Below are 14,944 nucleotides of genomic sequence, written 5' to 3'. Positions count from 1 at the left end.
AGAGCGCGTTCGGTTTAAGCGTGAACGGCTGAACCGCTCGAACGCGCTCTAAGCGCATGAAATAGATCCTGTTTATCTGGTTTAGTTGGTCCCATCTAAACCAGACAGGCTCTACCCCACCGCGTCGCGCAGAGCGTCGCAGAGGCGGTCGAGGCCTTCGATATCGAGGTTGGGGTCCAGGGCCACCACGACGGTCGAGGCGGCGAGGTGATTGGCGTTGGGGGTGTCGTCGGCGAAAAGCGTGCGATCGCGGACCGAGCAGCTGGCCGGCACGCCGGCCGCCTGGAGCTTCCAAGCCACCGCGCCGGCGTCGTCGGTCGGCAGGCTCAAGGCGCAGAGCGGCGAAATCCAGCTCATGCCCCAGCCCGGCTGAAAGCCGACGCCGCTGTCCAGCAGCAGGACACGCAGTTGCTGCGCGGTTCCGCACAGACGCTGACGCAGGCCAGGCCAGGCGGCGAGACCGTCGTCGCCCTCGAACGGCGCAGCCTCGACGGCGTTGACGGGGGTGGCGTCCTCGCAGGCCAGGAACACGCCTTGGCCGCTGGGCAGCCCCACCAGAACAGGCACTGGCGCATCGATGATGACGTCGAAGGCGCCGTGGGCGTCGACCAGGATCGGCAACCCGGTCTCGTCGCGGAAGGCGGCCCAGGCGCGCATGTCCGGCGCGCGCCCATGGGCGGCGGCCGGAACGATCGCCTCAAGCGGTCCCGGCGCCTCGGGCAGGCGCTCGCGCAAATGATCTGTGTCGAACATCGCGCTGAACGGGTCGACATCGACCAGCCAGGCCTTGAGGCCGGCGGCGGCGACCCCGGCGAGCGTCTCCGGATCGGCCAGGGCCGAGACGACGCAGACGCCGCCCTCGCGTACGCCCAGCGCCTTCAAGGTCGCGGCGGTGGCCTCTACCCGGGCGGCGAAGGCGCGGGCGGCGACGGGTCGGGCGAAACGGGCGGCCAGACGCCGTTCCAGATCGGAGGCATGACCAGCGGCGGCCAGCGCCTGGCTGACAGCGTCAAAGTCGATCGGCAGACCCGAGGCGCGAATGAGGCTTCTGGCCTCGCGCGCTAGGTCGGCGAAGACATCAATCGGAGCGGCGACGGGCTTCGGGCGCATGAGCTTGAACGCAATCCACGACGAACCGGGCGACCTGATGGCCGCACCATATGGTTAAGCAACCGTATTCATCGATTCCGCCCGCCCTAATGCGGCGCGCGGTCGCGGCAAAAAGCGCCGCATGACGCTACTCAGTAGGCGACTTCTGCCATGAGTCGCGCAGTTCGCGCTTCAGGACCTTGCCGATGTGGCTTCGGGGCAGGCTGTCGACGATCACCACCTCGGCAAGGCGCTGGGTCTTGCCGACCTGACCGTTGACGAAGGTCTTGATGTCTTCGCCCACCGCCGTCTGTCCGCCTTTCAGCGCGACAAAGGCCACCGGAGTCTCGCCCCAGGCGTCGGACGGCACGCCGACTACTGCGGCCTCGACCACCGCCGGATGCTGCACCAGCACGGCCTCCAGGTCGGACGGATAGATGTTGAACCCGCCGCTGATGATCATGTCCTTCTTGCGGTCCATCAGCGTGAGGAAGCCCTCCTCGTCGAACCGGCCGACATCGCCTGTGCGGATGAAGGTCCAGCCCTCCGGCGAGACCCAGGTCGCCTCGGCGGTCTTGTCCGGTCGGCCGAAATAGCCATTCATCATTGCGGGCGACCGGCCCACGATCTCGCCGACCACGCCCGGCCCAACCTGGACGCCGTCTTCGTCGATCAGCCGAATGTCGTGGCCCGGCGCGGGCCTACCGACCGTGTGCAGCTTGTCGGGGTGCTCGTGCGCCATGAGGATGCAGGTGCCGCCGCCCTCGGTCATGCCGAAGTACTCGACCAGGCCGCCGGGCCAACGCTTGAGCACCTGGGCCTTCAGCTCGGCGGCGAACGGCGCGCTGGTGCAGAACTTCAGGTGGGTCGTCGACAGGTCGTAACGGTCGAAGTCGGGATGCTCCATCAGCCGCCGATACTGCACCGGCACCAGCATGGTGTGGGTCATGCGATGCTTCTGCGCCAGCTCAAGATAGCGCACGGTGTCGAACTTCTTCATCAGTACGACCGTGCCGCCGCCCGCCAGCGTCGGGAAGAAGCAGACCAGGGTCGTGTTCGAATACAGCGGCGTCGATAGAAGGCTGACCGCCTCGAGACCGTAACCGACCGCGTCAACCCGGAAGACGTGCTTCCAGCGCATGCCGTGCGACTGGACGATGCCCTTGGGCGTGCCCGTCGTGCCGCTAGAATAGATGATGTTGAACGGGTGATCTGGACCGATGTCGACCGGCGCTGGCTGGGCGCCCACGGGCGCGAGCCAGGACTCGAAAGCCTCGCCAGCCTCTGACCCGTCCAGGGCGATGTGGCGCACCGGAATCGGCGCGGACTTCTGAGCCTCGGCGACGCCCGCATCCAGGAAGAACAGCTTGGCGGCGCAGTCGGCGACCATCACCGCGATCGACTCCGGCGTCGAAGACGGCGCGATGGGGGCGACCGCGACCCCCGCCCTCAGTCCGCCGAGAAACACCGCCGCATAGGGGATCGAAGACAAGGCGCAGACGGCGATCGCTTCACCCGGCGCCACCCCGTCGCGCTGGAGCGCTGCGGCGACACGGTCGACCAGCGCGTCAAACTCGGCATAGGTGACGGCCTCGCCGGTCTCCATGATCACGGCCGGATGGCTGGGGGCCTCCCCGGCGCGGATGCGGAGGATATCCCCCATCACGCCGTAGTCGGCGGACATCATGGCGGCGATGGTGGACATGGGGACGCCTCTAGCAAACTCCCTTCCCCCTTGGATGGGGGAAGGGTCGGGGATGGGGGTGACAGCGGGTCCGGATGAAGCGCGGCCGAGACAACCCAACCGCCACATCACCCCCAACCCTGCCCTTCCCCCATCAAGGGGGAAGGGTTCAATTTAGGCGTCCTTGAAGCCCTTGCCTTCGGCGACCAGGCGCTCCAGCAGGGCCGAGGGCTTGAAGTCGTCGCCCAGCTCGGCGTGGAACTGCTTCATCTTGGCCAGGACCTTGTCGAGGCCGACCAGTTCGCCCCAGAACATCGGGCCGCCGCTATAGACCGGCCAGCCATAGCCGTTGATCCAGACGATATCGATGTCGGAGGCCCGGATGGCCTTGCCTTCCTCGAGGATCTTCGCGCCCTCGTTGACCATCGGATAGAGGCAACGCTCCAGGATCTCCTGGTCGCTGATCGCGCGGCGCTGGATCTGGCGCTTCTCGGCGAAGTCGCGGATGACCGCCTCGACGACCGGCGAGGGCTTGGCGTTGCGGTTCTCGTCGTAGTCGTAGAAGCCCTTGCCGTTCTTCTGGCCGCGACGGTCCATCTCGCACAGCACTTCGCGCACGGTCGAGGAGCTGGTCTTGGCCGGATCCCAGCCGATGTCGAGGCCGGCCAGATCGCTCATGGCGAAGGGGCCCATCGGCAGGCCGAAGTCATACAGCACCCGGTCGACGTCCCAGGGCATCGCGCCTTCCAGGATCAGCTTCTGGGCCTCGCGCTGGCGCTGGGCCAGCATGCGGTTGCCGACGAACCCGTAGCAGACGCCGACCAGCACCGGCACCTTGCCGATGGTCTTGCTGAGCTTCATGCAGGTGGCGATGACCTCCTTGGAGGTCGCATCACCGCGCACCAGCTCCAGCAGGCGCATGACATTGGCCGGCGAGAAGAAGTGCGTGCCGATCACGCTTTCCGGACGACTGGTCACGGCCGCGATCTCGTTGACGTCGAGATAGGAGGTATTGGTGGCCAGGATCGCGCCGGGCTTGGCGATCTTGTCCAGCTTGGTGAAGACCTCCTTCTTGATCGCCATCAGCTCGAACACGGCCTCGATAATCATGTCGCAGTCGGCCAGCGCCTCCATCTCCATGGAGGGGGTCAGCAGCGCCATGCGCTTTTCGACGTCGTCCTGGGTCAGGCGCCCCTTCTTGGCGGTGTTCTCGTAGTTCTTGCGGATGATCCCGACGCCGCGCTCAAGGTTCTCCTGCTTGGCTTCGATGATCGTCACCGGGATGCCGGCGTTGAGGAAGTTCATGGCGATGCCGCCGCCCATGGTGCCGGCCCCGATGACGCCGACCTTCTTCACGGGGATGGTCGGGGTGTCGTCCGGCACGTCCGGGATTTTGGCGGCCTGGCGCTCGGCGAAGAAGACATAGCGCTGGGCGGCCGACTGGCTGCCGGTCATCAGCTCCATGAACAGCTTGCGCTCGGCCTTCAGGCCTTCGTCGAAGGGCAGGTTCACCGCCGCCTCAATGCACTTGATGTTGTTTTCCGGGGCCATGAAGCCACGGAACTTCTTGCCGTTAGCCTTGCGGAAGGCCTCGAAGATCTCGGGCTTGCCGCGCGCGGCCTCGACCTTGTCGTTCAGGTCGCGGACCTTCTTGAGCGGACGGTTCTCGGCCAGCACCGTCTTGGCGAAGGCGATCGCGCCCTCGCGCAGCTTGCCTTCCTCGACCAGCTCATCGAACAGGCCCATGGCGTGCGCGGCCTTGGCTGGCACATGCTGACCGCTGGTGACCATCTCCAGCGCCTTCTCGACGCCGACGATGCGCGGCAGACGCTGGGTGCCGCCCGCGCCGGGCAGCAGGCCGATGTTCACTTCCGGCAGGCCAGCCTTGGCCGAGGGAACGGCGACGCGGTAGTTGGCCACCAGCGCCACTTCCAGACCACCGCCCAGGGCGGTGCCGTGGATCGCAGCGATCACCGGCTTTGGCGAGTTCTCGATCGTGTTCTGGACGTCCTGCAACGACGGGCCGGTCATGGCCTTGCCGAACTCGGTGATGTCGGCGCCGGCGACGAAGGTCTTGCCCTCGCAGATCAGCACGATGGCCTTGACGGCCGGATCGGCGATCGCGGCGTCAAACGCGCCCGCCAGGCCTTCGCGCACGGCGGCCGACAGTGCGTTGACCGGCGGAGAGTTCAGCGTGACGACGCCGATGTCGCCTTCGACGGAAAAATCGGTGACGGCGTTGATCGCGGCCATGGCGGCTTCCACCCCTGTTTCTTGGTTTGAACGGTTGTTTGACCGCAGCGTGCATGCTCCGTCACGGATGTCCAGACCTACGCGACGGCGCCCATTTCAGAGGCGCCGCCTGTTGACGGCCCGAACGCCATACTACAAATTCGAAATCAGAAGTTCGGCCGAGATTATCCGTGGGGGCGGAGGCGGCGCCGGGGGGCTGACCGGCGCCGCACCCGTCTGAAATCCAGAGAGAATGATCCGTGCCGGGGAGGGCGTTCGCGGGATTTCATGGGCTTTGGACGCGCCTTGCACGCGTCCTGACGTTTCGAAGTCGGTAGATTTCGCGAGCGTGACGTATTGCTCGCAATGCGTCGGACTTTGGTAAAGCGCAACTCGGCGCGGGAGCCCCTCCCGCGCCGTTTTCTTATCCGTGATAAAGCGCCTATCCGGCGCTTTCAGTGAAGCTCGAATAGACCAGGGTCCGCAGCTCGCGCCGGATCGGGTACGAGGTGGACGGCATCAGCTGAGTCATGAACACCACGGCGAGATCCTCGACCGGATCGATCCAGAACGCCGTCGAGGCCATGCCGCCCCAGAAGTACTCGCCGTGCGAGCCCAGGTTCTTTGTTCGCGCCTGATCGATGGTCATGGCGAAGCCGAGGCCAAAGCCGAGGCCTTCGAAGACCGCCTCGCTGAACAGCGACTTGGAGGCCTGCACCAGCTCCTGCCCTCCCGGAATGTGGTTCATGGTCATCAGCTGGATCGTCTTGGGACTGAGCAGGCGCACCCCGTCCAGCTCGCCGCCATTCAGCAGCATGCGGCAGAAGCGCATGTAGTCGTCGGCCGTCGAGACCAGACCGCCGCCGCCCGACTTGACAGACGGGTCCGACAGGTACCGGCTCTTCTCAGGATCGTCCTGCAGCACGACCTTGCCCGACGGGGTCAGGGCGTAGCAGGCGGTGAAGCGCTCGCGCTGGCCTTCCGGCACGAAGAAGCCGGTATCGACCATCTTCAGCGGGTCGAAGATCCGGGTCTTCAAGAACACGTCGAACGGCATGCCCGAGATCACCTCGACCAGATAGCCGAGCACGTCCGTCGAGACCGAATAGTTCCAGGCTTCGCCCGGCGAGAACTCCAGCGGCACCGTACCGAGGGTCTCGACGAAGGTCTTCAGGCCGCCTTCGCTGTCGACGCCATCGAGTTTCAGCTTGCGATAGGCCGCGTCGACATTGGTGCGCTGCTGAAAGCCGTAGGTCAGGCCAGAAGTGTGGCGCAGGAGGTCGATGGTGCGCATCGGCTCCTTGGTACGGGTCGTCTGAAAGGCGCCGGCGACGCCGGCCTGGAAGACGCCGAGATCACGCCAAGCCGGTATGAAGCGGTGCACCGGATCATCAAGCGAGGCCAACCCCTCCTCGACCAGCATCATGAAGGCCACGCTGGTGATGGGCTTGGTCATGGAATAGATGCGAAACAGGCTGTCAGCCTTCAGCGGCTTGCCGCGTTCGACATCCGCGCTCCCCAAGACTGAGGTATAGGCCAGCTGCCCCCGTCGCCAGACTTGGGTCAAGGCGCAAGGCAATTTTCCCGAGTCGATGTACTTGGCCTGAATGAAACTTTCGATGCGCTTTAGGCGCTCCGACGACAGTCCTACGGCTTCCGGCGTGCTCAACGTCCTGTTCTCCCCTTATTTCACGTCTTGATTGGCTCGGACCAGGACTCGCGCCGAGGCGTTATGCCGCAACGTAAACTTTACCCAACCCTGCGCATTATCGATTGAAAACGAGCCAAGCGGGATGGGCAAGTACTTGGATACCGAGGCCGCCTTCAGAATAGAAGTCGCAGCGGCCGACTGGTTCTTCCAGAACAGCCTGGACATGTTCGTCGTCTTGGACGGTCGGATCATCGCTCGCGTCAACCCGGCCTGGGTGCAATTGACGGGATGGTCGCCCGAGGAATCGGTCGGCCGGCATATGCACGACTTCTTCCATCTGCACGACAGACCGATCATTGAGGATATCGGACAGTCACTGAACTTGCGCGGTCAAGCGTCCGGCGAGCACCGCCTGGCCCGCAAAGGCGGAGGCTGGCTGTGGGTGCGCTCGCAGTCCAAGGTACTGGAGAACGGCGGTCTGATGATCGTCTACCAGGACTTCAGTGAGGACCGTGCTCGCGAGATCGCCCGCCAACAGGCTGAACGATCCAACGAACTGCTGCGGAACGCCGCGGGCGTCTATGTCTGGCGGTTCAACCCGCGCAAGGGCGTCTACATCTTCGACCAGGACATCCCCACGCCCAGCGCTCCCGAGGGCGGTGTGCGGACCATGACGGTGGCGGAGATGACCCTGTCGATCCACGCCGAGGATCGAGAACGGGTCTGGGAGGCCTTTTCGAAGTGCCTGCAGACCGGGGAGCATGTCGAGGTCGACTACCGATATCTCGATCCCGCCACCAAGGCCTGGGCGCATATGCACGCGGCATGGCGCGGCGTCCGCGGATCGAGTCCGGAGGCCTATGACATCATCGGCATCAGCCAGAACGTGTCGGAACTGGTCGAGGCGCGCGACGCTGCGCTCGCCGCCGCTGACGCAAAGTCACAGTTCCTCGCCAATATGAGCCACGAGATCCGCACGCCCATGAACGGCGTCTTGGGCGTGCTGCACCTGCTGAAGAGCGAGAAGCTTTCCGAAGACGGCCGCCGCCTGCTGACCGAGGCCTTGAGTTGCGGCGAGATGCTCTCGGAACTTCTGAACGACATCATCGACTTCTCGAAAATCGAAGCGGGCAAGCTGGAACTTTCGACCGAGCCGGTTTGCCCCGCCGTGCTGTTGCGCGGAGTGGCCGACATGCTGCGGCCGCAGGCGGAGGCCAAGGGCCTTTATCTGCGGGTCGAGACCCCAGATGATCTGGGCTGGGCCGCGACCGATCCGCTTCGCCTGCGTCAGGCCTTGTTCAACCTGATCGGCAACGCAGTGAAGTTCACGCTGAGCGGCGGCATCGTCGCACGACTGTCCGGTCGGCGGCTCGATAGTCCCGACGGGGGACGGCTGCGGCTGCGTTTCGAAATCGACGACACGGGCGTTGGCATCGGCGAAGCGGCGGGCGCGCGGCTGTTCGAGCGCTTCCGCCAAGGCGATGGTTCGACCACCCGGCGGTTTGGCGGATCGGGCCTGGGCCTGGCCATCTGCCGACGGCTGGCCGAACTGATGGGCGGTGAGGTCGGCTTTGAAAGCCAACTGGGCATGGGCTCGACCTTCTGGCTCGAGGTCGAGGCCCTGGCCTGCGAGCGTCCTGACCAGGGCGCCGAGGAAGCTGATGAACCTCTGTTCGAAGGGCTCCGCGTCCTGGTCGTCGAAGACAACGCTACAAACCGCCTGATCGCGACCCGGATGCTCGAGGCGCTGGGCGCTCGGGTGAAAACGGCGGAGGACGGGCGGCAGGGAGTCGCCGCCGCCGGGGAAGGCTTTGACCTGATCCTGATGGACATCCAGATGCCGGGTATGGACGGTGTTGAAGCCACGCAGCGGATCCGCGCGATGAAGGGCTCCGTCGGCGCCGTGCCGATCTTGGCCATGACCGCCAACGCCATGGCGCATCAGCGCGCCAGCTATCTGGCCGCTGGCATGGACGGCGCGATCGCCAAACCGCTGTCTCCTGCGGCCCTGGCTCGAACGATCGCCGTCGCGCTGACCACCGAGCGCCAGGCCGTGCGCAAAGTTTGCTAGGGTCCGTCTGGCATAGATAGCCTTCGCCGCGCGCGACTATCCAGGCCGCAGAAACCATCCACCTTGCAATAATCCTGACAAACCGTGGCGCTACGCAGCCCCTACGGTCCCGCAACGGACGATGTCGGCCTTTAAGCTGGCCCGATGGACGCCTAGATTGGACACTAGAGTCCAGTGGCCGGCGCGACCGTCGGTTGTTGTGGGACTCCGGGGATCTAGAGGCGATGGACGACGGTCGGATCGCGGGCGCAGCGACAGCGCGCTACGCGCGGAAAAAGGAGACGATCCTGGCGGCGGCCACGGCGATCCTCAACCGCCAGGGCGTTCGCGGCATGACTCTGGCCGACGTGGCCGCCAGCGTCGGCCTCAACACCACCAGCGTCACCTACTACTACCGCAAGAAGGACGATCTGGCCGCCGCCTGCTTCATGCGCGGCCTGGAACGGTTCGAGGCCATGGTCGAGGAAGCCGCCGCCGAAGGCGCGCCCGCCCAGCGCATCGTCAAGTTCCTCGAACTCTATCTCTACCTCAATCGCCGCGTGCGCCTCGGCGAGGCGACGCCCCTCACAAGCTTCGCCGAGATCAAGGCTTTGAAGGAGCCGCTACGCGGTTCGGTCATCGGCGTGTTCAACGATCTGTTCCGGCGCGTCAGGAGCTTCTTCGACGATCCTTCCCTGGCGCATCTCGACAAACGCCAGCGCAACGCGCGCACCCATCTCCTGATGGAGCAGGTGTTCTGGTCGGGCCGTTGGCTGCGCCGCTACGACGTCGAGGACTATGGCCGGGTGCTGGAGCGGATGAGCGACATCCTGCTGAATGGCCTGCACGTCCCGGGTGGCGCGTGGCGGCCAATGCCCCTGCCCGATCCAACGCCCCTTTCGCCCGAAGGTCTGGAGTGGCGTGAGACGTTCCTGGTCGCCGCCACGCGACTAATCAACCAGCGCGGCTATCGCGGCGCTTCGGTGGAAGACATCTCGGCCGCCCTGAACGTGACCAAGGGATCGTTCTATCACCACCACGAAGACAAGGACGCCCTGGTGGCCGAGTGCTTCGAGCGGACCTTCACCGTCACGCGCCGCTCGCAGCTCGACGCCCGCGCGCTGCCGGCGGACCGCTGGACGCAGCTTGTTTCCACGGCTGCGGGCCTGACCACATACCAGCTGTCCGAGCACGGCCCCCTACTGCGGGCTTCATCGCTGGGCGCCTTGCCCGAACCGCTGCGCGGCGACATGGCCGACGGCTACATGCGCGGGTGGCAGCGCTTCGCCTCGATCATTTCGGACGGCATCGCCGACGGATCGGTCCGGGCGATCGATCCCAGCATCGCCGCTCACATGATCAATTCGATGCTGAACGCCGCTGCGTCACTGGAGGCCTGGGTTCCCGGACTGGAGCGGGAAGAGGCGGCGGATCTTTTCGCGCGGCCGCTGTTGACCGGCGTGCTCTCCTGATCGCCTCGGTCACGCCCGATTAACCATAGGGCGCCCAAGCGCCCTGGCGGCTGCTAAATTCGAGCGATTGATTCGCTTGAAGTCGTGCGACATGACGACGATCAACCCGTACACGTCGACCTATACGTCTGGCCTGACCGCCGGCCAGACGGCGGCGCAGCGCGCCAGTCAGGCAGCCGCCCAGGCCAAGACGCGCGACCAGAGCGAAACGATCAACACCCCCGCGGTGAACGTCACGCTCTCGCCCGCCGCCCAGGCCGCGCTGAAGGCCCAGACCGACTCCCGGACGATCGAGACGGTCGTGTCCGAGGCCCGGACGGCGATCAATGCGCGCCTGAAAGCGGCCGGCGCCACGAGCGCGCTAAAGGACGGAAACGCGACGATCGATCTCTCGTCTCTGGATCGTCGGACGCTGTTCGCGGTGGCCAGCAACAAGGGCGGCCAGTTCCCGATCGAACAGCAGGTGGTCGCCAGCCTGACGCTCAAGTCGCGGCAAGACAGCGTGCTCGCCAGCCCAGCCGCCCAGGCGCGACTGACCGGCGACTATGCCAGCCTCTATCAAGCCGCGCTCGATCACCTCGACACTGCGGGTCCGGAAGAGAAGGCTTCCGCAGCGTGGACCCAGGAGCACGACGCTTTGGTCGAGGGACGCAAGCAGGCCCTGGCTCGGCCCGGCCTCGCGCCCGCCGGGATCGCGCATGACAGCGTCGCAGCCTACATGACCGAGACCGGCAGCGCGGTGGCCGGCGCCAAGACCCGGGAGTTCGGTAAGCTGGCTGCCGACGTGCGCGCCGCGCTGGACAAGCAGTACGCCCTGGCCTTCCAGCCGGATGCGGCGAAAGACCCCAACAGCGGCGAGATCGACTTCCGCCGTTTCGACGACCGCTCGCTGTCCGCCATCGCCCTCAACAAGGACGAGCTGTTTTCTCCGCACGAGATCACGCAAGCCAAGGCCGAGATTCGCACGCGCGACAGCGCCGCCATCAAGGCCAGCTACCAGTCCACGGCCGAGGACGCGGGCGGCTTTGGCAAGGCGATGATCACGCGCTACGCCGCCATGACCGCCGAGGAACGCGAGGCGGGCGGCTGGACCGCCGACATCTACGCCAGGATGGTCGAGTTGCAGTCCGCGCGCGACAAGCTGGCCCAGATGTTCAACGCGGATGGCTCGTTGGCCGGCCCCGCGAGCCTGCTGGACTGGCTCTAGGCGCCCGCGGCAGGCTTCGGCCGCGCTTGCTCCCAACGACATCTCAAGAAGACGGCGCGTCCTTGGGTAAGGACGCGCCGCAAGTTCCCACAAAACGCCGAGGAACTAGAACTTCTTGCGCAGGCCCACCTTGTAGGTGCGGCCCAGCGGATCGCCGGTGAACGGGTCGTAGCCCAGGTCGAGACGGGCGTAGGACGGGTCCTTGTCGAAGATGTTGGTTATCGCCAGGGTCGCCGTGGTGTCCCAAGGCAGGAAGACGCGATAGGCGAGGTTGGTCAGGACCTGCTTTTCGATCTTCTTGCCCGCACTGACCGTGACACCGGCGCCCGTAGTGTCCTTGTAGGCGTTGGCCGCGAAGGGCGCGGTGCGCTGGTCGGTGTAGGAGCCGATGTAGTGGACCGACAGACGCAGGTTGTGCGGCCCGGAGTTCCATTCAGCATAGGCGTCGCCCTTCCACTTCGGGATGGGCACCACAGTCGTCTGATAGTTCAGCAGGCCCACGGCGTCGAAAGCCTTCTCGACCGTGATGCCTTCCACCTGGGTGGCGCCGACCTTGTATTTCTGGATGTAGGTGGCGGAGCCGCCGATCGAGATGTCGCCGCCCATCACCTCACGGAACCGATAGTCGGCCGAGAAGTCGAAGCCGGCGTTCTTCACCGGCGCGCCGTTGATGTAGTTGGTGCGCAGGCGCGCGATGCTGGTCGTCGGAGTCGCGCAGGCGCCTGTGAAGGTGAAGCGCGCGACCAGCGCGGCATAGGCGGGATCGGCGCAGTTGTTGGCCCCGGCCGCGCCGTTCGGATAGAGCGAAGCGACCATGCCGGCGACCGGTTCGGCGACGATCGGATCTTTGAAGTCGAAATAGAAGTAGTCGACGCTGGCCTTGAAGTCCCCCTTATTGAACAGCACGCCGGCGTTATAGGTCTTGGCCTTCTCCGGCTTGAGGTTCGGGTTGCCGTAGATGTCGACGGCTCGGAACACACCGAGGATGCCCTGCAGCGACGTCACGGAGGTGGTGGTGGTCAGCGGATCCGGCGGCCCACGGAAGGTCGAGCCGGCTGAAGCCCGCAAGGCCATCCAGGGCGTGGCTTGCCAGCGCAGCGACGCCTTCGGATTGAAGGTCGAGCCCACCGCGCCGCCGTACTTCTCGTAGCGCGCCGCGAGCTGCGCCTGGAAGTCGTCGGTAATCGGCACGGAGAGTTCGCCGAAAGCCGCCATCACGTCGCTTTGGTTGTCGGCCTCGTTTCCGACGCCGAGGAACATGAACGGTCCGTTCCGCACCGAACCGGTGCACGTGGTGACCCCGAAGTCCGGCGTGTTGACGCACGGATTGATCGCCGCGTTGCTGATGTCGTTGTAGTCGGCCGTGAAGTAGCTGCGGCGATACTGGACGCCGGCCGCCCAGGCGACGTCACCGCCCTTCAAGGTGATGTTGGTCTTGCCGTTCAACACGGCCTCGCCCACGAACAGGCGCGAGGACTGCTTGGTCGACAGCTTCTTGAAGAACCAGTCGACCAGATCCTTGTTGTTGGCCAGGGCTGGGTTGTAGCCGGCGTTGGCCTGGCCTGTGATCGCGTTGCTGGGGATCGCGCTGGCGAACGGGTTATAATACATGCACTGGCCCACGCCGGGCGTGCCTTGGATGCCCGGCAGCGACGGATTGCTGTCGCAAAGCGGACCGCCCAGGCCTTGCAGCGCCAGGGCGAAGCGGTTGACCAGCGTGTCGTAGCCGGTGCGGATGGCGATTTCCTGGGAGTAGGTCAGCGCCACGTCCCAGCCGATGCCGTTCTCGAACTCGCCCGACAGGTCGGCCGACACCCGGAAGGCGTCGAATGAGCGGGCGCCGATCGAGGGGCCATAGCCGAACTTCGGATTGCCCCCGATGCCAAACGGCCGGTTGGCGGCGTTGATCGCGCCGAACGCGAACACCGAGCTCGGAACCGTCGACACGGCGCCCGTCGCCAGGCTGGACAGTTGCACCGTCGGGTTGGCCGCCATGAAGGCGATCAGGCCGGGATTGGTGGCCGGCACGATGTAGCGACCCGGAACGGGAGACGCTTCGGCGGTCGGAACGGCCAAGGCGGCGTAGGACGGCGAGGTGTTCCACTCGGGCACGTCGGTGTGAGCGTAGAGCACCTCGACATGGAACTTGGTCGTCGCCGACAGGTCGGCGTTGGCCTCGGCGTAGGCCTGAATGGCGTTGGACTTTTCGACCAGATTGTCGAACGGCGTATAGTGCCAGTAGCAGACCGGCGTCAGCCCGCTGAAGCCGGCGAAGCCGCCCAGGCTGGAACAGGCCGGGTCACGCATGCCGTTGGTGGTGCTGGCCAGCGGGATGAAGGTCGATGGGTTGCCGGCTGCGGACCAGCCGGCCTCGGGGTTGCTGAGATAGGACCGATTGGCCCAGTCGCGCTCGGCCACCGAGAGCTTCGAGCGGTGTTGCCAGCCCAAGCTGGCCAGTACGTTGCCGTTCTCCCAGACCTTGCCCCAGGTGAAGTTGAGACCGTAATCGCCGTCAGAGCCGTTGATGTGACGATAGTCGGCGGCGACCTCCAGCCCCTCGAAGCTCTTCTTGGTGATGAAGTTGACGACGCCGGCGATGGCGTCCGAGCCATAGGTGGCGGCCGCGCCATCCTTCAGCACTTCCAGGCGGCCGATCGCGGCGGCGGGAATAATGTTGGTGTCGACGATGCCTGCGCCCGCCTGACCGAACGGGTTGATCGCCAGGCGACGACCATTCAGCAGCACCAGGGTGCGCTGCGAGCCGAGACCCCGCAGGTTGACGGAGCCCGAGCCTTCAGAGCCCTGCGCGCGGCTGTCGAACTGGTTGGTGTCGCCCAGCACCCCGTTCGAGACCGAGAGCGCCTTCAGCAGTTCCACGGTGGAAGGCGAACCCCGCTTCTGCAGCTCCTCGGCGCCGATCACCTCGACCGGCAGGGCCGCGTCCTCGGGCGTTCCCTTGATGAAGGAGCCCGTGACCACGACTTCCTCGACCTGGGTCGACACGTCCGGCTTCTGGGCCTCTTGGGCCTGAGCCGCGCCCGCCATCGCCAAGGCCAGCGCTAGGCATGACCCTCCACGCAGGAAGCTGCTTCTGTTCATTCGTATTCCCTCCCTCGGTTCGTTCTTGATTGGCCGGTCGTCTTTTCGCGGGGCCAGATCGCGTTCAGCCGGGCGGCGGTGTTCCTGACAGACCTCCGGCGCGCGCGAGCCTGCCGACGCGGATGCAGCCGCGCCGACCAGCAGGTCCTTTTTCGAAACCTTGAGATGCGCCGTTTAGAGCCGACAAGCCTTGGTCCCCCGGGGCCGGACGCTTGAAAAGCCACGCCACTGGCTCGCCAACTGCGGCGAGCGAGCATTCGACAAAACGAGCCGAACACCTGTTTCGATGATGCGGTATGTTTTACCGCGACGTCAACCTGCGCCAGGGACGCCAGTTCGGCGCCGCGTCAATCGACCACACTGCTGACAGGTATGGGATCGGCGCCGTTCAAGACTGCGTCCAGCCGGCGAATAGGACCGTTAAAGCTTTCGACCAGGGGTTTCCCTCCCGGGGCCAGCC

7 protein-coding genes and 1 pseudogene are annotated in these 14,944 nt (G+C 65.5%); 3 read left to right on the top strand and 5 right to left on the bottom strand.

Annotation, left to right across the window (positions count from 1 at the left end; genetic code table 11):
* Nucleotides 1-111 precede the first annotated feature (111 nt).
* From CSW63_RS05615 to CSW63_RS05600, 4 genes are all read right to left on the bottom strand, one after another.
* Nucleotides 112-1,110: a DegT/DnrJ/EryC1/StrS family aminotransferase gene (locus tag CSW63_RS05615; RefSeq protein WP_062096159.1), complete on the bottom strand. Its 999-nt coding sequence runs from the start codon at nucleotides 1,108-1,110 to the stop codon at nucleotides 112-114.
* Between the two features lie 127 nt (nucleotides 1,111-1,237).
* Nucleotides 1,238-2,794 carry a class I adenylate-forming enzyme family protein gene (locus CSW63_RS05610; RefSeq protein ID WP_062096160.1) on the bottom strand — a complete coding sequence of 519 codons (1,557 nt, stop codon included), beginning with the start codon at nucleotides 2,792-2,794 and terminating at the stop codon, nucleotides 1,238-1,240.
* Between the two features lie 153 nt (nucleotides 2,795-2,947).
* Nucleotides 2,948-5,038, bottom strand: a complete 2,091-nt coding sequence (locus CSW63_RS05605) for a 3-hydroxyacyl-CoA dehydrogenase NAD-binding domain-containing protein (protein WP_168193606.1) — start codon at nucleotides 5,036-5,038, stop codon at nucleotides 2,948-2,950.
* Between the two features lie 409 nt (nucleotides 5,039-5,447).
* Nucleotides 5,448-6,674: a serine hydrolase gene (locus CSW63_RS05600; protein WP_062096161.1), complete on the bottom strand. Its 1,227-nt coding sequence runs from the start codon at nucleotides 6,672-6,674 to the stop codon at nucleotides 5,448-5,450.
* Nucleotides 6,675-6,798: 124 nt separating this feature from the next.
* On the opposite strand from CSW63_RS05600, the gene CSW63_RS05595 reads away from it, so the two are divergent.
* From CSW63_RS05595 to CSW63_RS05585, 3 genes are all read left to right on the top strand, one after another.
* Nucleotides 6,799-8,727, top strand: a complete 1,929-nt coding sequence (locus tag CSW63_RS05595) for an ATP-binding protein (RefSeq protein WP_062096163.1) — start codon at nucleotides 6,799-6,801, stop codon at nucleotides 8,725-8,727.
* A 224-nt stretch (nucleotides 8,728-8,951) separates the two neighbouring features.
* Nucleotides 8,952-10,178 (top strand): TetR/AcrR family transcriptional regulator, encoded by a 1,227-nt coding sequence (locus CSW63_RS05590; protein ID WP_062096165.1) that lies wholly within the window; start codon nucleotides 8,952-8,954, stop codon nucleotides 10,176-10,178.
* A 91-nt stretch (nucleotides 10,179-10,269) separates the two neighbouring features.
* A complete protein-coding gene (locus CSW63_RS05585) occupies nucleotides 10,270-11,385 on the top strand; it encodes a hypothetical protein (protein WP_062096167.1) in 1,116 nt (371 codons plus the stop codon).
* 105 nt (nucleotides 11,386-11,490) lie between these two features.
* Here CSW63_RS05585 and CSW63_RS05580 read toward each other — a convergent pair.
* Nucleotides 11,491-14,863, bottom strand: a pseudogene (locus CSW63_RS05580) (TonB-dependent receptor).
* Between the last annotated feature and the right edge of the window lie 81 nt (nucleotides 14,864-14,944).

This window comes from Caulobacter sp. FWC26 (assembly GCF_002742645.2).
Taxonomy (GTDB): Bacteria; Pseudomonadota; Alphaproteobacteria; order Caulobacterales; family Caulobacteraceae; genus Caulobacter.
Note: the sequence above shows the minus strand (reverse complement) of the source record. Positions and strands in the feature narration are given on the sequence as shown.

Bases quoted from the DNA above. Each gene is read 5' to 3' on its own strand.
- CSW63_RS05610 (WP_062096160.1), bottom strand. From the start codon at position 2,794: ATGTCCACCATCGCCGCCATGATGTCCGCCGACTACGGCGTGATGGGG.
- CSW63_RS05585 (WP_062096167.1), top strand. From the start codon at position 10,270: ATGACGACGATCAACCCGTACACGTCGACCTATACGTCTGGCCTGACC.
- CSW63_RS05615 (WP_062096159.1), bottom strand. From the start codon at position 1,110: ATGCGCCCGAAGCCCGTCGCCGCTCCGATTGATGTCTTCGCCGACCTA.
- CSW63_RS05595 (WP_062096163.1), top strand. From the start codon at position 6,799: ATGGGCAAGTACTTGGATACCGAGGCCGCCTTCAGAATAGAAGTCGCA.
- CSW63_RS05590 (WP_062096165.1), top strand. From the start codon at position 8,952: ATGGACGACGGTCGGATCGCGGGCGCAGCGACAGCGCGCTACGCGCGG.